21 protein-coding genes and 1 pseudogene are annotated in these 23530 nt (G+C 70.9%); 12 read left to right on the top strand and 10 right to left on the bottom strand.

Translation table 11 applies throughout. From position 1 onward, the window contains the following. Positions 1-20: 20 nt before the first annotated feature. Positions 21-743 carry a M50 family metallopeptidase gene (locus D9753_RS11990; RefSeq protein WP_121787010.1) on the bottom strand — a complete coding sequence of 241 codons (723 nt, stop codon included), beginning with the start codon at positions 741-743 and terminating at the stop codon, positions 21-23. A 106-nt stretch (positions 744-849) separates the two neighbouring features. On the opposite strand from D9753_RS11990, the gene D9753_RS11985 reads away from it, so the two are divergent. From D9753_RS11985 to D9753_RS11940, 10 genes and pseudogenes are all read left to right on the top strand, one after another. Then, positions 850-1665: an SOS response-associated peptidase gene (locus tag D9753_RS11985; protein WP_121787009.1), complete on the top strand. Its 816-nt coding sequence runs from the start codon at positions 850-852 to the stop codon at positions 1663-1665. 1 nt (position 1666) lies between these two features. Then, positions 1667-2296, top strand: coding sequence for an alpha/beta hydrolase family protein (locus D9753_RS11980; protein ID WP_121787008.1), 630 nt, complete (start codon positions 1667-1669; stop codon positions 2294-2296). A gap of 256 nt (positions 2297-2552) precedes the next feature. Further along, complete coding sequence (locus D9753_RS11975; RefSeq protein WP_205614127.1) at positions 2553-3248, top strand: sigma-70 family RNA polymerase sigma factor; 696 nt, start codon at positions 2553-2555, stop codon at positions 3246-3248. Continuing rightward, a complete protein-coding gene (gene rsrA / locus D9753_RS11970) occupies positions 3245-3556 on the top strand; it encodes a mycothiol system anti-sigma-R factor (protein WP_121787006.1) in 312 nt (103 codons plus the stop codon). The genes D9753_RS11975 and rsrA overlap by 4 nt, the downstream gene beginning before the upstream one ends. A gap of 112 nt (positions 3557-3668) precedes the next feature. Beyond that, positions 3669-4973 carry an HD-GYP domain-containing protein gene (locus tag D9753_RS11965; RefSeq protein ID WP_121787005.1) on the top strand — a complete coding sequence of 435 codons (1305 nt, stop codon included), beginning with the start codon at positions 3669-3671 and terminating at the stop codon, positions 4971-4973. Beyond that, positions 4970-6262 carry an HD-GYP domain-containing protein gene (locus D9753_RS11960; protein ID WP_121787004.1) on the top strand — a complete coding sequence of 431 codons (1293 nt, stop codon included), beginning with the start codon at positions 4970-4972 and terminating at the stop codon, positions 6260-6262. The genes D9753_RS11965 and D9753_RS11960 overlap by 4 nt, the downstream gene beginning before the upstream one ends. Before the next feature lie 99 nt (positions 6263-6361). Next, positions 6362-7344 (top strand): annotated as a pseudogene (locus D9753_RS11955) (tetratricopeptide repeat protein). Between the two features lie 65 nt (positions 7345-7409). Continuing rightward, positions 7410-8060: a peptide deformylase gene (gene def, locus D9753_RS11950; RefSeq protein ID WP_121787003.1), complete on the top strand. Its 651-nt coding sequence runs from the start codon at positions 7410-7412 to the stop codon at positions 8058-8060. A gap of 288 nt (positions 8061-8348) precedes the next feature. Then, positions 8349-9434 (top strand): epi-isozizaene synthase, encoded by a 1086-nt coding sequence (cyc1, locus tag D9753_RS11945; RefSeq protein ID WP_121791027.1) that lies wholly within the window; start codon positions 8349-8351, stop codon positions 9432-9434. Beyond that, positions 9431-10801: a bifunctional albaflavenone monooxygenase/terpene synthase gene (locus D9753_RS11940; protein ID WP_121787002.1), complete on the top strand. Its 1371-nt coding sequence runs from the start codon at positions 9431-9433 to the stop codon at positions 10799-10801. The genes cyc1 and D9753_RS11940 overlap by 4 nt, the downstream gene beginning before the upstream one ends. Positions 10802-10822: 21 nt before the next feature. On the opposite strand, the gene D9753_RS11935 is transcribed toward D9753_RS11940, so the two are convergent. Further along, positions 10823-11785, bottom strand: a complete 963-nt coding sequence (locus D9753_RS11935; RefSeq protein ID WP_121791026.1) for a GlxA family transcriptional regulator — start codon at positions 11783-11785, stop codon at positions 10823-10825. 93 nt (positions 11786-11878) lie between these two features. On the opposite strand from D9753_RS11935, the gene D9753_RS36500 reads away from it, so the two are divergent. After that, the gene (locus D9753_RS36500; protein WP_163010545.1) at positions 11879-12121 is read left to right on the top strand and encodes a hypothetical protein; all 243 of its coding nucleotides are present in this window, start codon (positions 11879-11881) and stop codon (positions 12119-12121) included. Here the strand turns inward: D9753_RS36500 and D9753_RS11930 are convergent. From D9753_RS11930 to nagB, 6 genes are all read right to left on the bottom strand, one after another. After that, positions 12034-13047, bottom strand: a complete 1014-nt coding sequence (locus tag D9753_RS11930) for a ribonucleotide-diphosphate reductase subunit beta (RefSeq protein ID WP_121787001.1) — start codon at positions 13045-13047, stop codon at positions 12034-12036. The genes D9753_RS36500 and D9753_RS11930 overlap by 88 nt on opposite strands. Then, positions 13047-15404 (bottom strand): ribonucleoside-diphosphate reductase subunit alpha, encoded by a 2358-nt coding sequence (locus tag D9753_RS11925; protein ID WP_121787000.1) that lies wholly within the window; start codon positions 15402-15404, stop codon positions 13047-13049. Before D9753_RS11925 ends, D9753_RS11930 begins: the two co-directional genes overlap by 1 nt. A gap of 490 nt (positions 15405-15894) precedes the next feature. Then, positions 15895-17505: a monocarboxylate uptake permease MctP gene (mctP, locus tag D9753_RS11920; RefSeq protein ID WP_121786999.1), complete on the bottom strand. Its 1611-nt coding sequence runs from the start codon at positions 17503-17505 to the stop codon at positions 15895-15897. Beyond that, complete coding sequence (locus tag D9753_RS11915) at positions 17502-17777, bottom strand: DUF3311 domain-containing protein (RefSeq protein ID WP_205614126.1); 276 nt, start codon at positions 17775-17777, stop codon at positions 17502-17504. The genes mctP and D9753_RS11915 overlap by 4 nt, the downstream gene beginning before the upstream one ends. Before the next feature lie 124 nt (positions 17778-17901). After that, the gene (locus D9753_RS11910; protein ID WP_121786997.1) at positions 17902-18666 is read right to left on the bottom strand and encodes a GntR family transcriptional regulator; all 765 of its coding nucleotides are present in this window, start codon (positions 18664-18666) and stop codon (positions 17902-17904) included. Between the two features lie 235 nt (positions 18667-18901). Then, complete coding sequence (gene nagB / locus D9753_RS11905; protein WP_121786996.1) at positions 18902-19687, bottom strand: glucosamine-6-phosphate deaminase; 786 nt, start codon at positions 19685-19687, stop codon at positions 18902-18904. A gap of 607 nt (positions 19688-20294) precedes the next feature. Here nagB and D9753_RS11900 point away from each other — a divergent pair. After that, positions 20295-21761 (top strand): sensor histidine kinase, encoded by a 1467-nt coding sequence (locus D9753_RS11900; protein ID WP_205614381.1) that lies wholly within the window; start codon positions 20295-20297, stop codon positions 21759-21761. Positions 21762-21974: 213 nt separating this feature from the next. Here D9753_RS11900 and D9753_RS11895 read toward each other — a convergent pair whose 3' ends face one another. Further along, positions 21975-22232 carry a WhiB family transcriptional regulator gene (locus tag D9753_RS11895; protein WP_003992873.1) on the bottom strand — a complete coding sequence of 86 codons (258 nt, stop codon included), beginning with the start codon at positions 22230-22232 and terminating at the stop codon, positions 21975-21977. Positions 22233-22550: 318 nt separating this feature from the next. After that, entirely contained in the window at positions 22551-23519 is a 969-nt protein-coding gene (locus D9753_RS11890) for a diacylglycerol/lipid kinase family protein (RefSeq protein WP_121786995.1), read from the bottom strand. Positions 23520-23530 lie beyond the last annotated feature (11 nt).

Below are 23530 nucleotides of genomic sequence, written 5' to 3'. Positions count from 1 at the left end.
TTTATAAGCAGGGCCCGGCGTCAACCTTCCAGCAGCCAGCGGCCTCCGCCGATCAGCGAGGACAGGGACACCGCGTGGAACAGGAAGAGCCAGAGCCCCGCCGGTACGTGCGCCAGCCGGGACAACTGGTCCGCGTCCGAGTCGCCCGCGCCCGCCCGCGCCCGCTTGGCCTGCAGTTCGAACGGCGGCCGTACCCCGCCGGCCAGCAGGAACCAGACCACCGCGTACGCGAACGCCGCCTGCACCTGCGGCCCCGCCAGCCAGGACACCAACAGGAACGCGCCCCCGGCCAGCACCACGGTGAGGACGCCGTAGGCGTTGCGGATCATCAACAGCATCGCGAGCAGCAGGGCCGTGGCCACCCACAGCAGGAGGGTGATGCGCCCCGTGGCCAGCAGCGCGGCCCCGCCGAGCCCCAGCAGGGAAGGCGCCGTGTACCCGGCCGCGGCCGTGAGGATCATGCCCAGTCCGTACGGCTTGCCCCGGCTGAGGGTGAGCCCGCTGGTGTCGGAGTGCAGCCGGATGCCGGTGAGCTGCCGGCCGGTGAGCAGGGCGACCAGGCCGTGGCCGCCCTCGTGCGCGATGGTGATCGCGTTGCGGGATATCCGCCACACCGGGTGCGGGACGACGACGGCGAGCGCCGCGGCCAGGGTGGCCAGGATCACCCACAGGCCGGGATCGGGCTGGGTGCCGGTGAGGCGGTCCCAGAGGCCGGGCAGCGCGGTGGCGGCGAGGCTGTCCATGTGTCCGAGTGGCTCCCTGTCCTGGTGATCGTCGGGGGTCGGCGCGGGGGCGCCGTCGTGGTGGGGTGGTGGTCGGGTGACGGGTCGGCCTGGCAGTGTGGCACGTATGTGCGGACGGTATGCATCGAGTCGTGGGCCCGAGGATCTCGCGGGAGTCTTCGAGGTCGAACACTGGGATCCCGAGGAGACCCTGGAGCCGGACTACAACGTGGCCCCCACCAAGGAGGTCCACGCCGTACTGGACCGCCCCCTGAAAGACGCGGACTCCCCGCGTCCGGTTCGTCAGCTACGCAGGCTCAAGTGGGGCCTGGTCCCGTCCTGGGCTAAGACCCCCGAGGGCGGCGCGCGGATGATCAACGCCCGCGCGGAGACCGTGCACGAGAAGCCCGCCTACCGGCGTGCCTTCGCCGCCCGCCGCTGCCTCCTGCCCGCCGACGGCTACTACGAGTGGGTCACCGGCAGCCAGGAACGCGAGCTGGAGGTGGAGGGCAGGAAGAAGCGCCCGCGCAAGCAGCCGTACTTCGTGCTCCCCGCCGACGGCTCGGTGTTCGCGATGGCCGGCCTGTACGAGTTCTGGCGCGACCGGACGCTGCCCGACGACCACCCGCGGGCCTGGTGGGCCACCTGCTCGGTGATCACCACCGAGGCGGAGCGGGACCCGCTGGCCGTCGCCCCCGCCGAGGGCCCGCGCTCCCTCGCCGACATCCACCCCCGGATGCCGCTGATGCTCACCCCGGACCGCTGGGACGCCTGGCTCGACCCCTCCCGCACCGACCCCGACGAGCTGCGCGCCCTGCTGGCCCCGCCCCCGCCCGGCCTGATGCGCGCCTACCCGGTCTCCACCGCCGTCAGCAACGTCCGCAACAACGGCCCGGAGCTGCTGAAGGAGCTTCAGGCACCGGAAGAGGGCACACTCTTCTGACGTGAACACAGAGACCGTCGACACGGACGCCGGACCGGCCCGGATCACCTGGCACCCGGCGCGCGAGGCCCGCCTGGTGCTGGCCGTCAGCCATGGCGCGGGCGGCGGCATCGAGGCCCGGGACCTGCACGTACTGGCCGGGACACTGCCCGCGCGGGGTGTCACCGTCGCCCTCGTCGAGCAGCCCTGGCGGGTCGCGGGCAAGAAGGTCGCGCCCGCCCCGAAGACCCTGGACACCGGATGGCGCGGGGTGTGGCCCGCGCTCGCCCGGCCCGGCCTGCCGGTGATCTCCGGCGGGCGCAGCGCCGGTGCCCGCGTCGCCTGCCGTACGGCCGCCGAGCTGGGCGCGCACGCCGTGCTCGCGCTGAGCTTCCCGCTGCACCCGCCGGGCAGGCCGGAGCGCTCCCGCGCCGGGGAGCTGCTGGGCACCGGGGTGCCCACGCTGGTCGTGCAGGGCGGGAACGACCCCTTCGGCAGGCCGGAGGAGTTCCCGGCGGGCGATTTCGACCTGGTCGAGGTGCCCCACGCCGATCACGGTCTCGCGGTACCCCGGCGCGCGGACCTCACACAGGAACAGGCCCTGGACCTCGTCGGAGCCCGGGTCGCCGAGTGGACCCTGTCACTCGGGTGACGGCAGGGAATGCCGCGCGGCAACCCGCTGTTGTGGGGGACAGAAGTGCTGACGCCTCGGCACCGATGTCGTGGGAAAGGAAGTCCGCCGCATGGGTTCGACCATCTGCCCGGGCCGCAGCAGCCGTACTGACCTGGACTGGACGGTGCTGCACGCGGCCAGGACCGCTCCTATTCGAGCGGCGGCAGGCACGGGTCGTGTTCTATCCTCCGAAACGAGTGGGACCGTTTCCGGTCCCGCCCGGAACTTCGAGGAGGTGGGTCCGGTCACTGGGACCGACGCAGGGACCGACAACGGCCAGGCGGGGCCGCCCGAGGACCAGGGCGTCAGCGCGGAGGCGTCCGGTGAGACGACCGTGGAGCGCAGCGCGCGCTTCGAGCGGGACGCGCTCGAGTTCCTCGACCAGATGTACTCGGCCGCGCTGCGCATGACGCGCAACCCGGCCGATGCCGAGGACCTGGTGCAGGAGACGTACGCGAAGGCGTACGCGTCCTTCCACCAGTTCCGCGAGGGCACCAACCTCAAGGCGTGGCTGTACCGCATCCTCACCAACACCTTCATCAACTCCTACCGCAAGAAGCAGCGCGAACCCCAGCGCAGCGCGGCCGAGGAGATCGAGGACTGGCAGCTCGCGCGCGCCGAGTCGCACATGTCGACGGGCCTGCGCTCCGCCGAGTCGCAGGCGCTCGACCACCTGCCCGACTCGGACGTGAAGTCGGCGCTCCAGGCGATCCCCGAGGAGTTCCGCATCGCCGTGTATCTCGCGGACGTCGAGGGCTTTGCGTACAAGGAGATCGCGGACATCATGGGGACACCCATCGGAACGGTGATGTCCCGGCTGCACCGGGGCCGCCGTCAACTGCGCGGCATGCTGGAGGACTACGCCCGTGAGCGGGGTCTGGTCCCGGCCGGTGCCGGAGAGTCGAACGAAGCGAAAGGCTCGGGCTCATGAGCTGCGGAGAGCCGCACGAGACGGACTGCAGTGAGGTTCTGGACCACCTGTACGAGTTCCTCGACAGCGAGATGCCGGACGTCGACCGCGACAAGTTCCAGCACCACTTCGAGGAATGCTCGCCGTGCCTGGAGAAGTACGGCCTGGAGCAGGCCGTGAAGAAGCTGGTCAAGCGGTGCTGCGGCCATGACGACGTGCCCGCCGACCTGCGCGCCAAGGTCATGGGGCGGATCGACCTGATCCGCTCCGGCCAGACCGTGCCCGGGCACGACGTGACCCGGACCCCGACGGCGCCCCAGGAATCCTGACACGCCGGGTCGTATCACCCGAACGTGCTAATCCTCAGGTCATAAGCCCCCGCACCCCCCGACCTCCGCCCTAGGCTCCCAGCCGGGACGGGCAGGGTCGGGGAGGGGCGTGATGGACGCGGTACCGGCGAGAGCACGCGGCTGTGTTGCCGCCGCCGCCCTGCTCGCCGCCCTCTGCCTGCTGCGCCTGCCGACCAGCCATGTCCCATGGTGGGAGCCGTGTCTCCTCGCCGCCCTCTACGCGGCCTGTGAGCACGTCGTGCGCCGGCGTCTCGATGGCACCTTCTACCCCGTGCTGCTCGCCGGGGCCTTCCTGCTGCCCCCGCCGGCCGCCGCGCTCGTCCCGCTGCCCGCCCTCCTGCTCCCCCCGGCCGGGCACCGGGCCGCCCTGTCCCGGCGCGTGTGGCGGGCCGTGCGGCCCGCGCTCGCCGTGTGCGGCGCCGCCCACGTGCACCGGGCGCTCGGCGGCCGGGACGCCGTCGTCGGCTCCGACTTCCCCTACGCCCTGCTGCCCGCCGGTGCCGCCGTCCTCGTCCTCTGCCTCGTGCTGACCCTGCTCGACGGCGGCCTGCGGGCGGCGGCCGGGCTGGTGCCGCCGCGGCGCGCCTGGCGCGGGCTGCTGGCCCGCTCCCTCGCGCCCGTCGCCGTGCACGGCCTCGCCGGACTGATGATGGCCGTGCTCTGGCGAAGTCCGTACGGTCCGTCCGCCGCGCTGCTCGTCCTGCTCCCGATGTGCGTCTCCTGCTGGGTGTTCGCCCAGTACCACCGTGAACGCGCGGCCCACCAGGCCACCATCCGCGCCCTCGTCCAGGCCGTCGACATCAAGGACGGCTACACCCGCGGCCACAGCGAACGCGTCGGCCAGGCCTCCGTGCTGATCGCCCGCGAACTCGGCATGGACGACGACCGCGTCGAGACGCTGCGCTTCGCCGGCATCCTGCACGACGTCGGCAAGCTCGGCGTGCCCACCCGGCTGCTGCGCAAGGACGGACCGCTCACCCCCGAGGAACGGCGGATCATCGAGCTGCATCCCGAGTACGGCCACGAGATGGTCCGCGGGATCTCCTTCCTCGGTGAGGCCCGCGCGGCGATCCTCCACCACCACGAGCGGCTCGACGGCAGCGGCTACCCGTACGGCCTGGCCGGTGACCAGATCCCCGAGTGCGCCCGGATCGTCGCCGTCGCCGACGCTTTCGACGCGATGACCTCGACCCGCTCCTACAGCAGGGCCCGGCCGGTCGAGGCGGCCGTCACCGAGCTGGAGCGCTGCGCGGGCGCCCACTTCGACCCCCGGATGGTCGGCGCCCTCGTCCGCGCCGTGCGCCGCTGCGGCTGGCGGCCCACGGTCACCGCCGACGAACCCGCGTACGTCATGACACCCGCCGAGCGGGCCCCCCGCACCGGGGCAGCCCGGTGAGTCCCCTGCGGCTCATCCACGGCGCCGCCGTCCTCGTCGCGGCCGGCTCCCTCGCCGTCACCCTGTGGACCGGTCTGGAGGACCGGGGCGTCGCGCTCGCCTTCGGCACGCTCATCGCCGTCGGCGAGCTGACCCGGTGGAGCGACGCCCAGGAACGGCAGGCCGCGCCCCTGGGCGCCGCGGGCTCCCTGTCGTACGCGCTGCTGGGCGCCGACGCCGGGCGGCCCGCCCAGCACGGCGCGGCCCAGGTCGTCACCGTGGTCCTCGTCGCCGCCCTCCTCGGTGCCGTCCCGCACATCTGGTCCGGCGGCACCCCGACCGCCGACCACCTGGCCCGCCGCGTCCTCACCGTCGGCTTCGCCGCCCTCTGCTTCCAACCCCCTTACGACAACCGGGTGTTCGCCTCCTGGACCGGCCCCGCCTACCCCCTGCTGCTCCTCACCCTGCTCGCCCTCACCTCCCTGTGCGGGGCCGTCCTGGCCGCCACGCTCGCCCACTGCCGCAGCGGCCGGCCGTTCGGTCCGCTGCTGCGCGAGGAACTGCGCGGACTGCTCGGCATCGGCTCCGCGGTCTGTGCCACCGGCGCCGTGATGGCGCTCGCGGTCGCCGTCGCCGGGCTGTGGGCACTGCCCGTGTTCTGTCTGCCGCTGCTCCTCGTCCAGGTGTCCCTCCGCCGGTACGCGGCCGTCCGCGCCACCTACCGGCAGACCATCGCCTCCCTGGCCCGCGCCACCGAGATCGCCGGCTGCACCCCCGCCGGGCACGCCCACCGGGTCGCCGCGCTCAGCCTCGCCGTCGGCCGCGACCTCGGCCTGACCGGACCCGAGCTGACCGTCCTGGAGTACGCGGCGCTCATGCACGACATCGGTCAGCTCAGCCTGGTCGACCCGGTCCCGGCGGGCGCCACCGCCGTCCTGCCCGCCGCCGAGCAACGCCGCATCGCCCTGCTCGGCGGGGCCGTCGTCCGGCAGACCGGCGTGGACGCGGCCGTCGCCGTCGTCGTGGAGCGGCAGGCCGACCCCTGCCCGGAGCAGCCGCTCGCCGCCCGGATCGTGCGCACCGTGAACGCCTACGAGGAGAAGGCCCGGGACGCCGGTCCCGAGGGCCCGCTGCACGCGCTGGAGGAGCTGCGGCTGGGCACCGCCGACGACTACGCTCCGGAGGTCGTGGAATCGCTCGCCCGGGTCCTGGCCCGGCCCCGCGGCTGGCGCGCGACCGTCCCGGCCGACGCCGGTGCGAGACGAACGGGACTGTCTGACCCCGCTCCCGGCTGGGTAACCCATGGGTAATGAGCGACTCTCCCGCCGTACGTGGTTGGATGCGAGGGAGAGGGTGTCCGGGGGCACAAGCCAGCCCACAGCGGGAAATGGAACTGGCAGGCGGGAATCGTGAGGATCTTCGGCAAGGCACGGCACCGGCCCTCCGCCTCCTGGCGGCAGGCCACAGACCGCGCGTTCACACTTATCGGCGACGGCCGGTACGAGGACGCGGGCGAGCTGCTGACACGCGCCGCCGACCTGGAGCCCTGGCTGGCGGAGTCCTGGTTCAACCTGGCCCTGCTGCACAAGTTCCGGCACGACTGGGAGCAGGCCCGCGCCGCCGGTCTGCGCGCGGTCGCCCTGCTCGACCGGGAGGCCGGCGCCCCGGACTGGTGGAACGTGGGGATCGCCGCGACCGCCCTTCAGGACTGGCCGCTGGCCCGCCGCGCCTGGCAGGCGTACGGGCTGAAGGTGCCCGGCGGTGCCGCCGTCTCCGGTGAGCCGCTCGGCATGGAGCTGGGCAGCGCGGCCGTACGGCTGTCCCCGGAGGGCGAGGCCGAGGTCGTGTGGGGCCGCAGGCTGGACCCGGCGCGGATGGAGGTGCTGTCCATCCCGCTGCCCTCGTCCGGGCGGCGCTGGGGCGAGGTCGTGCTGCACGACGGCGTCTCCCGCACGGCGAGCGCACGACGTCCGCCGGGCACACCTACCCGGTCTTCGACGAGATCGAGCTGTGGGCACCGTCACCCGTCCCCACCTGGGTGGTCCTGCTGGAGGCGGCCACGGAGGCGGACCGGGACGCGTTGGAGCGGCTCGCCGCCGACGCCGGGTTCGCCGCGGAGGACTGGTCGTCGTCGGTGCGGCTGCTGTGCCGGACGTGCTCGGAGTCGCGGATGCCGTCCGACGAGGGCGAGGGGGTGCACCTGGACCCGCACGACCACAGCGAGCCGGGGCATCCCGGGCCGCTGGGGCACCGGACGGACGGGCAGTTGTGGGTGCCCGAGCGGGAGTGCGGGGTCGCGGCGCCGGCCTCGCTCGTGCGCGGGCTGCTGGACGGATGGGTCCAGGACAGCCCGGACTCGCGGGACTGGCGGGATCTGGAAGAGGTCTGCTGACCGGTCGCCGTACCCTGTATCAGCAACATCTCCCCCCTGTTCTTTGAGGAAGGCGTACGTCGGTCATGGCGCACCAGGACACCGATCAGCAGCACGCGGGCGTGCTCCCCGTCGACGACGAGGGGTACGTCGTCGACACGGAGGACTGCGAGGAGCGCGAGCAGGCCTGGCGCGAGCGCGGGACCTCGCGGCCGATCACGGTCGTCGGCAACCCGGTGCTGCACAAGGAGTGCAGGGACGTCACCGAGTTCGGCGAGGAGCTGCAGCAGTTGGCCGCCGACATGTTCGCCAGCCAGCGCACCGCCGAGGGCGTGGGCCTGGCCGCCAACCAGATCGGTGTCGACCTGAAGGTCTTCGTCTACGACTGCCAGGACGACGAGGGCGCCCGCCACGTCGGCGTGATCTGCAACCCGAAGCTGGTCGACCTGCCCGCCGAGCAGCGCCGGCTGGACGACAGCAACGAGGGCTGCCTGTCCGTGCCGACGGCCTACGCGTCGCTCGCGCGCCCCGACTACGCCGAGGTGACCGGCCAGGACGAGCAGGGCAACCCGGTCAAGGTCCGCGGCACCGGCTACTTCGCACGCTGTTTGCAGCACGAGACCGACCACCTCTACGGCCACCTGTACATCGACCGGCTGTCGAAGCGGGACCGCAAGGACGCGCTGCGGCAGATGGCCGAGAACGAGCCGCGCTACCCCGTGGTCGCCAACGACTGACCAGCGCAGGGCACATGGGCGCCCGGCCGGGATCCGTCCCGGCCGGGCGCCTTCGCGTTGCCGCTCCTCGTTCGCCCGTGCGTCGTACACCCGATCCCTTGCGGGACCCTGGTGATCCTTAATCAGTCACACAAGGGGGATTCTCGGCACCGTGGGGTAGTGAATGGTGCAAATCCGTTCCCATGGCGGTCACTTGTGGTGCTGAATGGAAGTACGGGGATACGCAACGGCGCACGCCCGGCACAGCAGGAGGGGCGTGCGCTCCTGGCGGCTGGAAGGGGTTTGTACGTGCAGGCTTTCCCACGCAGCACCACAGTGACCCGGACGGCGGTCGTGGTCCCGCCCTCACTGGCCCTCCCGGTGATCGAGTCCGCTTTTCCCCGGCGACTGCATCCGTATTGGCCGCGGCTCCAGGAGAACACGCGGCTGTGGCTGCTGGAAAAGCGGCTGATGCCGGCGGACAAGGTCCATGAATATGCCGATGGACTGTGCTACACGGACCTCATGGCCGGCTACTACACCAGCGCCGCCGACGAGGTCCTCCAGGCCATAGCCGACTACAGCGCGTGGTTCTTCGTCTGGGACGACCGCCACGACCGTGACATCGTGCACGGCCGGGCGGGCGACTGGCGGCGGCTGAGACACCGGCTGCACGCGGCACTCGACGCGCCCGGGCACCACGTGCACCACCCGGACCCACTGGTCGCCGGCTTCGCCGACACCGTGCTGCGGCTGTACGGCCTCCTGTCACGCACCTGGAACCTGCGGTTCGCCAGGCATTTCCACGCGGTGATCGAGGCCTATGACCGCGAATTCCGCAACCGCACCGAAGGATACGTGCCCGGCGTCGAGGAATATCTCGCCCTGCGCCGCCTGACCTTCGCCCACCGGATATGGACGGATCTGCTCGAACCCAGTGCCGGATGCGAACTCCCGGACGCCGTACGGAAAAACCCGGCCTATCGCCGGGCGGCCCTCCTCAGTCAGGAATTCGCCGCCTGGTACAACGACCTTTGCTCGCTGCCGAAGGAAATAGCCGGCGACGAGGTCCACAATCTCGGGATCAGCCTCATCACCCATGAGGGGCTGACCCTCGAAGAAGCGGTGGACGACGTCAGGCGGCGCGTCGAGGAATGCGCCGGTGAATTTCTGGACGCCGAACAGGACGCCCTGCGGCTCGCCCACGACATCGACGACGGAACCGCCCGCGGCGCGGAGCTCGGCGCCGCCGTCCGCACGTGCGTCGACGCCATGCGCAACTGGTTCAGCTCCGTCTACTGGTTCCACCACGAGTCCGGCCGGTACATGGTCGACAACTGGGACGACCGGTCCACGCCCCCGTACGTGACGAACGAAGCGGCAGGTGAGAAATGACCGTCGAGTCGGTGAAGCCCGCGACCCCCAGAACGACCGCACTGCGTGAACCGCCCCTGGCCCCGGGTGCCGTACCGGTCCTCGGACACGGCCTGAAACTGGTCCGCGACCCGCTCGCCTTCATGTCCGGGCTGCGCGACCACGGCGACATCGTGCGCCTGCGGCTCGGCCCCAAGACGGTGTACGCCGTCACCGCGCCGGCGCTCACCGGAGCCCTGGCCCTCAGCCCCGGCTTCAGCATCGCCGGCCCCCTGTGGGAGTCCCTCGAGGGCCTGCTCGGCAAGGAGGGCGTGGCCACCGCCAACGGCTCCCGGCACCGCCGCCAGCGGCGCACCATCCAGCCCGCGTTCCGGCTCGACGCGATACCGCAGTACGGGCCGGTCATGGAGGAGGAGGCGCACCGGCTCACCGAGCGCTGGAAACCCGGGGAGACCATCGACTGCACCTCCGAGTCCTTCCGGGTCGCCGTCCGTATCGCCGCCCGCTGCCTGCTGCGCGGCGACTACATGGACGAGCGCGCGGAACGGCTCAGCACCGATCTCGCCACCGTCTTCCGCGGTATGTACCGCAGGATGGTGATCCCGCTGGGTCCGCTCTACCGGCTGCCGTTTCCGGCCAACCGGGAATTCAACCGGGCGTTGGCCGATCTGCATCTGCTGGTGGACGAGATCGTCGCCGAGAGAAGGGCATCTGGTCAAAAGCCGGACGATTTGCTGACGGCATTGCTGGAGGCGAAGGACGACAATGGCGAGCCCATCGGGGAACAGGAGATCCACGACCAGGTCGTCGCGATCCTCACCCCCGGCAGCGAAACAGTGGCGTCCACGGTCATGTGGCTGCTCCAGGCCCTCGCCGCGCATCCGGAACACGCCGAGAGGGTACGGGCCGAGGTCGAATCCGTGACCGGTGGCCGGCCGGTCGGATTCGAGCACGTGCGTGCCCTGAAGCACACCAGCAATGTCGTCGTCGAGGCCATGCGGCTCAGGCCCGCCGTATGGATTCTGACGCGCCGCGCGACGACGGACGCCGTACTCGGCGGCTATCGCATTCCGGCCGGGGCGGACATCGTCCACAGCCCGTACGCCATCCAGCGCGACGCCCGTTCCTACGCCCGCCACCTCGACTTCGACCCCGACCGCTGGCTGCCCGAGCGCGCCGGTGAGGTGCCGAAGTACGCCATGAGCCCGTTCAGCGTGGGCAACCGCAAGTGCCCCAGCGACCACTTCTCCATGACCCAACTGAGCCTGATCACCGCGGCGGTCTCGGCGAAGTACCGCTTCGAGCGGGCCGCCGGGTCCGACGAGAGCACCCGCGTGGGCATCACGCTCCGCCCGCAGAACCTGCTGCTGCGGGCGATGCCCTGGTAGGCCGCCGGTACCGGCGCGTGCTCAGGCGGCCTGCGGGCCGCGGAACGCGCGCCGGTAGGCCTGGGGGGTCGTCCCCAGCGCCCGCACGAACTGATGACGCAGCGCCGCGGCCGTACCGAACCCCGTCCGCCCGGCGATGGCGTCCATGGTCTCGTCCGTGCCCTCCAGCAACTCCTGGGCCAGCAGCACGCGCTGGCGCAGGATCCACCGGTACGGAGTGGTCCCCGTCTCCTGCTGGAAGCGGCGGGCGAAGGTGCGCGGCGCCAGGTGGGCACGGGCGGCGAGCTGTTCGACGGTCACCTCCTGGTCGAGGTGCGCCTCCATCCACGCCAGCACCTCCCCGACCGTGTCGCAGGGAGCCTTCGGCAGGGGGCGCTCGATGAACTGCGCCTGCCCGCCGTCCCGGTGCGGCGGCACCACCATCCGGCGGGCGATCTTGTTGGCCACCTCCGGGCCCTGCTCCTTGCGCACGATGTGCAGACAGGCGTCGATGCCCGCGGCCGTGCCGGCGGAGGTGATGACCGGGTCCTCGTCCACGTAGAGCATGTCCGGCTCGGCCTCGAGCCGGGGATAGCGCCGGGCGAGCTGCTCGGCGTGGTGCCAGTGCACCGCACACCGCCGTCCGTCCAGCAGCCCCGCCGCGGCCAGCACGAACACGCCGGAGCAGACGCTGAGCACCCGGGTGCCCCGGTCGACGGCCCGCCGCAGCGCCGTCAGCAGCTCCTCGGGGAACGCGCGCTCCGCGTAGGCCTGCCCGGCCGGTACGGCGATCAGGTCGGCTTCTTCCAGCCGCTCCAGCCCGTACGGCGTGGACACGGTGAACCCGCAGTGGGTGCCGAGCGAGGGCCCCTCCGCAGAGACCACGGCGAAGTCGTACACAGGCAGTCCGTCGTCACTGCGGTCGATGCCGAACACCTCGCACACGACACCCAGCTCGAAGGGCTGCACCCCGTCCAGCAGCACGACGGCCACGTTCTTCAGCATGCTGCCAGTGTGCCCCACCATTGGCAGTAATTCGAGGGTCTACGGCAGTCCTGCCACTCCCGGTCAGGAGTGTCCGGCGCGAGAGTGGTGTCCATGAACGGAAACCAGATCGAAGGTCTCATCGGAATGGGCACCACCCTCGGGATCCTGGTCCTCCTGGTCCTCCCGTCCGTGCTCGGCGTCGTGCGCGAGCGGCGCATCGACCGGCAGCTCAGGCAGGCCCAGGAGGCCCGGGGAGACAGCAGGGATCAGAAGTCCTCGTCCAGGTCGACCGTGCCCTCCACCGCCACCTGGTACGCCGACGGGCGGCGCTCGAAGAAGTTCGTCAGCTCCTGAACACCCTGGAGCTCCATGAAGGAGAAGGGGTTCTGCGAGCCGTACACCGGGGCGAAACCGAGGCGCGTGAGGCGCTGGTCGGCGACGCACTCGAGGTACTGGCGCATGGATTCGGTGTTCATGCCGGGGAGGCCGTCACCGCACAGGTCGCGGGCGAACTGCAGCTCGGCCTCGACGGCCTCCCCGAGCATGTCCGTGACCTCCTGCCGCAGCGCGTCGTCGAACAGCTCCGGCTCCTCCTTGCGGACGGTGTCGACGACTTCGAACGCGAAGGACATGTGCATCGTCTCGTCGCGGAACACCCAGTTGGTGCCGGTGGCCAGGCCGTGCAGCAGACCGCGGCTGCGGAACCAGTAGACGTAGGCGAAGGCGCCGTAGAAGAACAGCCCCTCGATGCAGGCGGCGAAACAGATCAGGTTCAGCAGGAAGCGGCGGCGGTCGGCCTGGGTCTCCAGCCGGTCGATCTTCTCCACCTCGTTGATCCACTTGAAGCAGAACCCGGCCTTCTCCCGGATGGAGGGGATGTTCTCGACGGCGGCGAAGGCGGCGGCGCGGTCGTCCGGGTCGGGGAGGTAGGTGTCCAGCAGGGTCAGATAGAACTGGACGTGGACGGCCTCCTCGAAGAGCTGCCGGCTCAGGTAGAGCCGCGCCTCGGGGGAGTTGATGTGCTTGTAGAGCGTCAGCACCAGGTTGTTCGCGACGATGGAGTCGCCGGTCGCGAAGAAGGCGACCAGCCGGCCGATGAGGTGCTGCTCCTCCGGCGTCAGCCGGGCGAGGTCGGTGACGTCGGAATGGAGGTCGACCTCCTCCACGGTCCAGGTGTTCTTGATGGCGTCCCGGTAGCGCTCGTAGAAGTCGGGGTAGCGCATCGGGCGCAGCGTCAGCTCGAAGCCCGGGTCGAGGAGCCGGGTGGTACGGGTGGTCATTACTGGCAGGCCTCGCAGGACTCGGGGTTCTCCAGGGAGCAGGCGACCGCGTCGGGGTCGGCGGCCTGCTGCACGGGGATGGCGGGCTGCGCCTGGGCGGCGCGGGCGATGCGCGTCGCGGGGCGCGAGCGCAGGTAGTACGTCGTCTTCAGCCCGGACTTCCAGGCGTAGGCGTACATCGAGGAGAGCTTGCCGATGGTCGGCGTCTCCAGGAAGAGGTTCAGCGACTGGGCCTGGTCGAGGAACGGCGTGCGGGCGGCGGCCATGTCGATGAGGCCGCGCTGGGGGATCTCCCAGGCCGTGCGGTACAGCCTGCGCACCTCCTCGGGGATCCAGGCGAAGCCCTGCACCGAGCCGTTGGCGTCACGCAGCGCCTCACGGGTACGGGCGTCCCACACGCCGAGGTCCTTCAGCTCCCGCACCAGGTAGGAGTTGACCTGGAGGAACTCACCGGAGAGCGTCTCGCGCTTGAACAGGTTCGACACCTGCGGCTCGATGCACTCGTACACCCCCGCGATCGAGGCGATCGTGGCCGTCGGAGCGATGGCCAGCAGCAGGGAGTTGCGCATGCCCGTCGACGCGATGCGCTCGCGCAGCGCGTCCCACCGCTCCGGCCAGGTGAGGTCGACGTCGTAGTGGTCGGGGTGGAGCACCCCGCGGGCGGCGCGGGTGCGCTCCCAGGCGGGCAGCGGGCCGTTGCGCTCGGCGAGGTCGGCGGAGGCCTCGTACGCGGCGAGCATGATGCGCTCGGCGATCCGCGTGGACAGGGCCCCGGCCTCGGGTGAGTCGAAGGGCAGGCGCAGCTTGAAGAAGACGTCCTGCAGGCCCATCGCGCCCAGACCGACCGGGCGCCATCTGGCGTTGGAGCGGCCCGCCTGCTCGGTCGGGTAGAAGTTGATGTCCACCACGCGGTCGAGGAAGGTGACGGCCGTCCGGACCGTCTCGTCCAGCCGCTCCCAGTCGATGTCCCCGTCGCGCACGAAGGCGCCGAGGTTGACCGAACCGAGGTTGCAGACGGCCGTCTCGCCGTCGTCGGTGACCTCCAGGATCTCCGTGCAGAGGTTGGAGGAGTGGATGACGCTGCCCGGCTCGGCGGTCTGGTTGGCGGTGCGGTTGGCGGCGTCCTTGAACGTCATCCAGCCGTTGCCGGTCTGGGCGAGCGTGCGCATCATCCGGCCGTACAGGTCACGCGCCGGGATCGTCTTCCTGGCCAGCCCGGCCGCCTCGGCCCGGCGGTAGGCGGCGTCGAACTCCTCGCCCCACAGGTCGACCAGCTCGGGCACCTCGGCGGGGGAGAACAGCGACCACTGCTCGTCGGCGTTGACCCGGCGCATGAACTCGTCCGGCACCCAGTGCGCGAGGTTGAGGTTGTGGGTGCGGCGGGCGTCCTCGCCGGTGTTGTCGCGCAGCTCCAGGAACTCCTCGATGTCGGAGTGCCAGGTCTCCAGGTAGACCGCCGCCGCCCCCTTGCGCCGGCCGCCCTGGTTCACCGCGGCCACCGAGGCGTCCAGCGTCTTCAGGAACGGCACGATGCCGTTGGAGTGCCCGTTGGTCCCCCGGATCAGCGAACCGCGCGAACGGATGCGGGAGTACGACAGACCGATGCCGCCGGCGTGCTTGGACAGGCGGGCGACCTGGTGGTAGCGGTCGTAGATGGAGTCCAGCTCGTCCAGCGGGGAGTCGAGCAGATAGCAGGACGACATCTGCGGGTGCCGGGTGCCGGAGTTGAACAGGGTGGGGGAGGAGGGCAGGTAGTCCAGGCGGCTCATCAGCCGGTACAGCGCCGCGACCTCGTCCACGGCCCGGCTCGTGTCGTCCTCGGCCAGGCCGCTCGCCACGCGCAGCATGAAGTGCTGGGGCGTCTCGACGACCTTGCGGGTGATCGGGTGCCGCAGCAGGTAGCGGCTGTACAGGGTGCGCAGGCCGAAGTAGCCGAACCGGTCGTCCGCCGCGCCGTCGACCAGCGCGTCGAGCCGCTCGGCGTGGAGCCGGACGAACGCGGCGGTGCGGTCGGCGACGAGGCCCTCGCGGTGCCCGACCGCGACGGACCCGGTGAAGGACGTCACGCCCTGCGAGGCGGCCTCGTCCCGGATCGCGAGGGTCAGCAGCCGGGCGGCCAGCTTCGAGTACGCGGGGTCCTCGGAGATCAGGCCGGCGGCGGCCTCCGTGGCCAGCTCCCGCAGCTCCGCCTCGTCGGCCCGCGCGGACCGGCCGCGCAGTGCGGCGGCGGCGACCCGGCCGGGGTCGGCGTCGGGCAGGTCGGCGGTCAGCTCGGTCAGGGTCCGCAGCAGCGCGGTACCGGGACCGTCGGTCTTCAGCTCGGTGACTGAAGCCGGGTCGGCTGGCGCGATGGTCACGTGGGGCTCTCCCTCGCTCGGTGAGGGGGCCTGGCGGAGGGCAGGGGCAGCCACGAGCGCACACGGCGTCGCGTCCACCGGCCCACTCCACGAGGCCCGGACGTCACAGGCACCCGGACCGGACGGCCGGGTGCGCTGTCGGCAGGACCTCGGACTGGAACAGGCGTGCGGATGCACGCGAGTACACCGTTGCGGGACAGTTCCGGACTCACACCGGATTCCCCTGCGGCGACAGCGAGCATGAGCATACATCTGGTGCCGGGCTGTCGTCTCACCCCCAGATGTTGTGTCGGCCCGGCGTCGGAGGCCGACTCACGCCGGTGGGGGGTGGTCCTGCCGGGACCGGTCGCCGAGGGCGGACGCGCACGGCGGCGGCCCGCCGGGGGAGGGCGTGCGGCGGTGGCCCGCGAGGGGTACGGGTACGGCGGCGGGCCGCCGGAAGGTGACCTCCGGCGGCCCCCTGGGGTGTGCCGTGCTCTGCGCGGGATGCTCAGTGACTGGCGCCCGCGGTGGCCGGCGGCAGCTCCACCTGTACGCCCGGGTCGCCCGCGTCGGACGTGTAGTCCTCGGGCCTGGTCTCGTCGATGCCCTCGGGAGCCTTGACGGCCTTCAGGACGAAGGTCAGGACCACGGTCACCAGGACGTTGAGGACGAACGCCGTGAGGCCGATGTAGCCGATCTCGCCGATGCCGGGGATCTCCTTGGCGCTGCCGCCGAAGTGCTTCTGCGTCGGTGAGGCGATCCCGTACGCGGCCACCGTGCCGTAGACCATGCCGACCGCCCAGCCGGCGAGCAGCGCCCAGCGGTGGAACCAGCGGGTGAACAGGCCGCCGACCATGGCCGGGAACGTCTGGAGGATCCAGATGCCGCCCAGGAGCTGGAAGTTGATGGCCACCGTCTTGTCCATCGTGAGGACGAAGACCAGGGCGCCCACCTTCACCAGCAGCGACACGATCTTGGAGACCCGGGTCTCCTGCTCCGGCGTGGCGTCCGGCTTGATGAAGTCCTTGTAGATGTTGCGGGTGAACAGGTTCGCCGCCGCGATGGACATGATCGCCGCGGGCACCAGCGCCCCGATCCCGATCGCCGCGAAGGCCACGCCCGCGAACCAGTCCGGGAACATGTCCTCGAACAACTGCGGGATCGCGAGCTGCCCGTTGGTGACCTTCACCCCGGCCGCGATCGCCATGAAGCCCAGCAGCGCCAGCAGGCCCAGCATGAGGGAGTACAGCGGCAGGATCGTGGTGTTGCGGCGGATCACCTCACGGCTCCGGGACGACAGGGTCGCGGTGATCGAGTGCGGGTACATGAACAGCGCCAGCGCGGAGCCGAGGGCCAGCGTGGCGTACGTCCACTGGCCCGCGGGGGCCGGCACGACACCGCCCACGCCCGTGGTGGAGAACTTCTCGCCGGCCTTGGCGAAGATGTCGTCGAACCCGCCCAGCTTGACCGGGATGTAGATGATGGCCACCGCGATGACGATGTAGATCAGCGTGTCTTTCACGAACGCGATCAGGGCCGGGGCGCGCAGGCCGGAGGAGTAGGTGTACGCCGCCAGCACGCCGAAGGCGATCAGCAGCGGCAGGTCCTTCACGAACCAGTTGGTGTTCTCGCCGCCGCCGACGCCCATCACGTCCAGCACGGCCTGGATGCCGACGAGCTGGAGCGCGATGTACGGCATCGTCGCCAGGATGCCGGTCACGGCCACCGCCAGCGACAGGCCCTTCGACCCGAACCGGCCGCGCACGAAGTCGGAGGTCGTGACGTACCCGTGGCGGTGCGAGACCGACCACAGGCGGGGCAGGAAGGTGAAGATCAGCGGGTACACCAGGATCGTGTACGGCACCGCGAAGAAACCGGACGCGCCCGCCGCGTAGATCGCCGCCGGTACGGCCACGAAGGTGTACGCCGTGTACAGGTCGCCGCCGAGCAGGAACCAGGTGACCCAGGTGCCGAAGGACCGGCCGCCCAGACCCCACTCGTCCAGGGACTGCTCGTTGTCGGTCCTGCGCCAGCGCGCGGCCAGGAAGCCCATGACCGTGACGGCCAGGAAGAAGAAGATGAAGACGCCGAGTGCGACGCCGTTGACGCCGTCCTTCACTTCGCCGCCTCCTCGTCCCGGCCGGCGGCGGACCTGCTGCGGGCACGCTGGTCGCGCTGCCAAAGCTGGTACGCGAGGACCGTGAGCGCCGTCGAGATCAGCACCCAGAGCATCTGGTACCAGTAGAAGAACGGGATCCCGACGAACGTGGGATCCGTCTCGGCGTACGAGCCGACCCACAGCATCGCCACGAAGGGCGCGACGAGACACAGGGCGATGACCACCCTGACCGGTGTCACCACCGGTGGCCTCACTTCAGGCGTTTCGGACATGCCACGGCTCCGTCCCCTCACTGATCACCTGGGTAATGCGCAGGCAATCTAGGTGACGTCGTCGTACCAGTGGAAGACCTCGTCCGCATATCGGTATATCGATTCAGCGAACGTACCCCGGCTCCTAGTCCACGGGCCGCTTCAGCCGCGCCACGAACTTGTACCGGTCCCCGCGGTACACCGAGCGCACCCACTCCACCGGATCGCCGCCACGGTCCAGGGAGTGCCGGGAGAGCATCAGCATCGGCAGGCCCACGTCGGTGCCGAGCAGCCCGGCCTCGCGCGGGGTGGCCAGGGAGGTCTCGATGGTCTCCTCGGCCTCGGCGAGGTGCACGTCGTAGACCTCGGCGAGCGCGGTGTACAGCGAGGTGTACTTCGCCAGCGACCGCCGCAGGGCCGGGAAGCGCTTGGCCGACAGATGAGTGGTCTCGATCGCCATCGGCTCGGCGTTGGCCATGCGCAGCCGCTCGATGCGCAGCACCCGACCGCCGGCGGTGATGTCGAGCAGCCCGGCGAGCCGGTCGTCGGCCGTGACGTACCCGATGTCCAGGAGCTGCGAGGTCGGCTCCAGACCCTGGGCCCGCATGTCCTCGGTGTAGGAGGTGAGCTGGAGCGCCTGGGAGACCTTGGGCTTGGCCACGAAGGTGCCCTTGCCCTGGATGCGTTCGAGCCGGCCCTCCACGACGAGTTCCTGGAGTGCCTGGCGGACCGTGGTGCGGGAGGTGTCGAACTCGGCGGCCAGGGTGCGCTCGGGCGGGACCGGCGTGCCCGGCGCCTGCGTCTCCGTCATGTCGAGCAGGTGCTTCTTCAAGCGGTAGTACTTGGGCACGCGCGCGGTACGGACGGTCGTGCCTGTTTCGTTCTCCGCACTGCTGACGTCGGTGCTCATGCTCTGCCTTCCCGGCTCCGAGTGCCGAAAGCGACCGACATCCCATCGGCCACGGCTCACATCGTGGCACGGGTTGCCGTGTCGGGACTCCCCCCGCACGCTCCGTGATCCCCTCTGTATACCGTCGCGCCCCCCGTTGGTCTAGTCCATCAGGGACGCCGGAGGCCGCGGGCGACGACGCGCCCGCCCCCGCGTCGGGACGTCTCTCCGCATCCCGTACACCCCTGTTCCCCGGCTAGATCCCCTGCCACTGAGGCTTGTTGGCGTACGTGTGCCGGAAGTAGTCGGCCAGCTTCAGCTTGGCGGCGGCGGCCTCGTCGACGACCACCGTGGCATGCGGGTGGAGCTGGAGCGCGGAGGCCGGGCAGACCGCGGCGACCGGGCCCTCGACGGTCGCGGCGACCGCGTCCGCCTTGCCCTCGCCGGTGGCCAGCAGCACCAGGTGCCGGGCCTCCAGGATGGTCCCGATGCCCTGGGTGATGACGTGGTGCGGAACCTGCTCGATGTCGCCGTCGAAGAAGCGGGCGTTGTCGATCCGGGTCTGCTCGGTCAGGGTCTTGATCCGGGTGCGCGAGGCGAGCGAGGAGCACGGCTCGTTGAACCCGATGTGCCCGTCGGTGCCGATGCCGAGCAGTTGCAGGTCCACCCCGCCGGCCTCGACGAGCGCGCGGTCGTACGCCTCGCACGCCGCCTGGACGTCCTCGGCCGTGCCGTCCGGCCCCACGAACGCGTCCATGTCTATGCCGAGCGGTTCGAGCACCTCGCGGCGCAGCACCGAGCGATAGGACTCCGGGTGCTCGGCGGGCAGGCCCACGTACTCGTCGAGCTGCGCTATCCGCGCGTGGGAGGCGTCCACGGCACCGGAGCGCACCCTGGCGGTCAGTGCCTGGTAGACGGGCAGCGGGGTCGAGCCGGTGGCCACACCGAGCAGGGCGTCGGGCTTGCGTCGCAGAAGCTGCGCCATGGCCTCGGCGATCAGCTCGCCGCCCGCCGCGGCGTCCGGAACGATGACAACTTCCACGCTGGGCCTGCCGTTCTGAAGGGGGCGGTATGCGTCTCCATGTGGTTTAGACCAATCTAGCAGAACCGGTGTCCCCGGGCGCGGGGAAAGGGGTGGGGGACGAGGGGAGGACGAAGGGTGCGGAGGGCGGGAGGCTGGGGGCGCGAGGTGGTGGCGGGGGATGGGGCACGAGGTGCCGGGGGTGTGCCGTCCCGGTCCCGCCGAGGAGGCGGCGTCGGCCGGATCCGCGAGGAGCTCCAGGCCCTCGCGGAAATTGCCATGGCCATCTGGCCCCACGAGTGACCCGGGCGGGCTAGGCTCTCTGGCATCGCGTGCCAGTGGTCAACGGCGTTCGCCCCCACCATGGACACGCCCTCATGGTCTAGTCCACAATCCAAGAGAACAGGTCTCCGTCTTCCCCGCACAGGAAGGCGGACCGAGGAACCGGGCTCTCTGCCCTGACTGCCCCGGCTCCTCGACCTTCGGCCGACCGGGACCGCACACCCCACGGCCGATGATGCTCCGGGCTGCGGTGCCGGGAGGGTTGAGGGTCCCTTCCAGGCGCCGCGGCCCGCGGGTGTTTTTCGGCCCCCGCGAGGCCCCGGGTACGCTCGCACACGTGCCCTCCATGAACGAACTCGTACGCCAGCACACCGCCCTCGACGACTCCGATCTCGAGTGGCTCCACCTGCTGGTCTCGGAGTGGCAGTTGCTCTCCGACCTCTCCTTCGCCGACCTCGTCCTATGGGTCCCCACCAGTGACGGCACCCGGTACGTGTCGGTCGCCCAGATGCGCCCCAACACCGGCCCCACCTCCTACCAGGACGACATGGTCGGGCACCTGGTCCCGCGCGGCCGGCGGCCCATGCTGGACGCGGCGCTCGACGAGGGCCGGATCGTGCGCGAGGGCGACCCGGAGTGGCGCGAAGAGGTCCCCGTACGGGTCGAGTCCATCCCCGTACGCCGTGAGGGCCGCGTCCTCGGTGTGATCGCCCGCAACACCAACCTGCTCACCGTCCGCACCCCGAGCCGGCTGGAGCTGACCTACCTCCAGAGCGCCTCCGACCTCGCGCAGATGATCGCCGCCGGTTCCTTCCCGTTCCCCGACCAGCAGGTCGACATGGACGCCTCCCCGCGCGTCGGCGACGGCCTGATCCGGCTGGACGCGGACGGCACCGTCCAGTACGCCTCCCCGAACGCCCTGTCCGCCTACCACCGCCTCGGCCTCGCCGCCGATCTGGTCGGTCACCACCTCGGCCGGACCACCGCCGAACTCGCCCCCACGCGCGGTCCGGTGGACGAGGCGCTCGCGAAGGCGGCCAGCGGCTGGGCGCCGCGGGAGTTCGAGATCGAGGCCCATGACGGTGTCATCCAGTTCCGGGCCATCCCGCTCAAGCCCAAGGGAACCCGTATCGGTTCACTGGTGCTGTGCCGGGACGTCACCGAACTCCGCCGCCGCGAACGCGAGCTGATCACCAAGGACGCGACCATCCGGGAGATCCACCACCGGGTGAAGAACAACCTCCAGACGGTCGCCGCCCTGCTCCGGCTCCAGGCCCGGCGCATCGATTCCGAGAGCGGCCGGGAGGCGCTGGAGGAGGCGGTCCGCCGGGTCGGTTCCATCGCCATCGTCCATGAGACGTTGTCTCAGACCCTGGACGAGCGGGTGGAGTTCGACGACATCGCCGACCGGGTGCTCGCCATGGTCGCCGAGATCTCCCCGGGCAAGGTGGCCGGCCGGCGCACGGGACGGTTCGGCGTACTCGACGCCGAGGTCGCCACCCCGCTGTCCATGGTGCTCACCGAGGTGCTGCAGAACGCGCTGGAGCACGGCTTCCGCGAGGGCGACACCGGCACGGTCGAGGTCTCCGCGGTGCGCGGCGGGACCACCAAGGAGGCTCGTCTCCTGGTCACGGTCCAGGACGACGGCGTCGGTCTGCCCGCGGGCTTCGACCCGCACCGCTCGGGCAACCTCGGGCTCCAGATCGTGCGGACGCTCGTCGAGGGCGAGTTGGGCGGCACCTTCGACATGGTGCCGGCGCCCGAGCGGGGGACCCGGGTGATCCTGGACGTTCCGGTGCGCGCGGACAAGTGAGCCCGGTCGCCCCACCGGCCGGCGTACCGGCCGCGCCGGGGACCGGGCACAGCAAAAAGCCCCGGACCGCCATTGGTCCGAGGCTGATGCTCGTTGCTGCTCCGCTGTGTCGCTAAGCGCATCGGGGGATACTGCGCGCTGCGGCTCGGGGGCGGGAGATGCGTGCGTGCTGCACGCGCCGCCAACCTCAGGCTGTCAAGAGGGGTGGGAGTGTCAGGCGGAGGCCTGACGGGCCCGGTTGCGGGCGGCGCGGCGCTTCATGGCACGGCGCTCGTCCTCGCTGAGACCACCCCAGACGCCGGAGTCCTGACCGGACTCGAGCGCCCACTGCAGACACTGCTCGATCACCGGGCAGCGGCGGCAGACGGCCTTGGCTTCCTCGATCTGCAGCAGCGCAGGACCGGTGTTGCCGATGGGGAAGAAGAGCTCGGGGTCTTCCTCGCGGCAAACGGCGTTGTGACGCCAGTCCATGGCTGCTACCTCTCCTTGGTATTACGTGCGGATTGCTTGTGAATGTGAACGCTTTCACGAATCCCTCAACAAGTGAAGGGCCGATCGCCGAGTCTCCCCGGCGTGGTCCTGGATTGAAGAGGGGTTCTGGTGATCAGTGGAGGCCGATGTCGCGGGCCGTCCCGATCGCCACGTAGAGACTCGCAAACCTCAGCGGCGGATACAACCCCTTCCCGAAGATTTTTTTTGATTCCTCGGTGTCGACTAGGTCACAGCCGTACTTCCATGGGGTGGATCCTGGCCTAAACGTTCGAGTGAAAGGACTTTCGCCCGTTCCGCTCACACAATCACACGCAGTGCACGGCGTACGCCTGTGAACGTCACGCTCGTTCGCAGCCCGAGGTGGTCGCCGTCCATCTGAAGGGGCAGGGGCGCCTTCGAATGCAAGGTGAACTGGTCCTGATCGTGCAGCGCGACGGCGTGCTTGCCATGGGGTCCGCGCTCGGGGGACGAAGTGAGCAACTGGGTGCCATACCGGGCAACCGCGGCCGTCGACAGACGGCTGAGACCGAGCACATCGATACCGGCGTCGAACGACGCCATGGGGGACGTGTACATCGGGCGATTGCCGAGATACGTCCACGGGGACGTGTTCGAGACTATGGCGACCACGAGGTCCTCGACCGGGTCCGCACCGGGCCGCTCGAGCGTGATCGTGCCGTGCCGGCGGTTCGAGTCACCGAGGAACTGCCGGATCACCTGGCGGACGTAGAGCGCGTGCGTCGACTTCTTCCCGCGCTCGCGCTGCTGCTCGACCCGCCCCACCACGCCCGCGTCGAACCCCAGCCCGGCGTTGAAGGTGAACCAGCGGGCCGGCACCGCCTCGTCCTCGGTGCCCGGCGGGCCCGAGGTCAAGCCGAGGCCGACGATGCGCTCACTGCCCTCGCGCAGCGCGTCCAGCAGCGCACCGGTGGCCTCGACCGGGTCGTTGGGCAGACCCAGGGCGCGCGCGAAGACGTTCGTGGAGCCGCCGGGGACGACCGCAAGACCGGGCAGCCGCTCCGGGTCGGGGCCCGCGTGCAGCAGACCGTTGACGACCTCGTTGACCGTGCCGTCACCGCCGAGCGCCACCACCAGGTCGATGTCGTCGCTCTCCGCCGCCTGCCGGCCGAGGTCGCGCGCATGGCCGCGGTACTCGGTGGTGACCGCCTCCAGCTTCATCTCGCTCGCCAGCGCGTGGATCAGGACATCACGCCTGCGTGCGCTTGTGGTGGTTGCCGCCGGATTGACCACGAGAAGTGCACGCATGCATGGCAGCG

The organism is Streptomyces dangxiongensis (assembly GCF_003675325.1).
Lineage (GTDB): Bacteria > Actinomycetota > Actinomycetes > Streptomycetales > Streptomycetaceae > Streptomyces > Streptomyces dangxiongensis.
This window is presented reverse-complemented; position numbering and strand designations above follow the sequence as displayed.

What these genes read in the sequence shown, in the direction of transcription:
- D9753_RS11900 (WP_205614381.1), top strand. Translation starts at nt 20,295, where the DNA reads ATGAACGAACTCGTACGCCAGCACACCGCCCTCGACGACTCCGATCTC.
- D9753_RS36500 (WP_163010545.1), top strand. Translation starts at nt 11,879, where the DNA reads ATGAACGGAAACCAGATCGAAGGTCTCATCGGAATGGGCACCACCCTC.
- D9753_RS11985 (WP_121787009.1), top strand. Translation starts at nt 850, where the DNA reads ATGTGCGGACGGTATGCATCGAGTCGTGGGCCCGAGGATCTCGCGGGA.
- D9753_RS11890 (WP_121786995.1), bottom strand. Translation starts at nt 23,519, where the DNA reads ATGCGTGCACTTCTCGTGGTCAATCCGGCGGCAACCACCACAAGCGCA.
- D9753_RS11930 (WP_121787001.1), bottom strand. Translation starts at nt 13,047, where the DNA reads ATGACCACCCGTACCACCCGGCTCCTCGACCCGGGCTTCGAGCTGACG.
- D9753_RS11910 (WP_121786997.1), bottom strand. Translation starts at nt 18,666, where the DNA reads ATGAGCACCGACGTCAGCAGTGCGGAGAACGAAACAGGCACGACCGTC.
- rsrA (WP_121787006.1), top strand. Translation starts at nt 3,245, where the DNA reads ATGAGCTGCGGAGAGCCGCACGAGACGGACTGCAGTGAGGTTCTGGAC.
- def (WP_121787003.1), top strand. Translation starts at nt 7,410, where the DNA reads ATGGCGCACCAGGACACCGATCAGCAGCACGCGGGCGTGCTCCCCGTC.
- D9753_RS11965 (WP_121787005.1), top strand. Translation starts at nt 3,669, where the DNA reads ATGGACGCGGTACCGGCGAGAGCACGCGGCTGTGTTGCCGCCGCCGCC.
- D9753_RS11990 (WP_121787010.1), bottom strand. Translation starts at nt 743, where the DNA reads ATGGACAGCCTCGCCGCCACCGCGCTGCCCGGCCTCTGGGACCGCCTC.
- D9753_RS11915 (WP_205614126.1), bottom strand. Translation starts at nt 17,777, where the DNA reads ATGTCCGAAACGCCTGAAGTGAGGCCACCGGTGGTGACACCGGTCAGG.
- D9753_RS11895 (WP_003992873.1), bottom strand. Translation starts at nt 22,232, where the DNA reads ATGGACTGGCGTCACAACGCCGTTTGCCGCGAGGAAGACCCCGAGCTC.
- D9753_RS11935 (WP_121791026.1), bottom strand. Translation starts at nt 11,785, where the DNA reads ATGCTGAAGAACGTGGCCGTCGTGCTGCTGGACGGGGTGCAGCCCTTC.
- D9753_RS11940 (WP_121787002.1), top strand. Translation starts at nt 9,431, where the DNA reads ATGACCGTCGAGTCGGTGAAGCCCGCGACCCCCAGAACGACCGCACTG.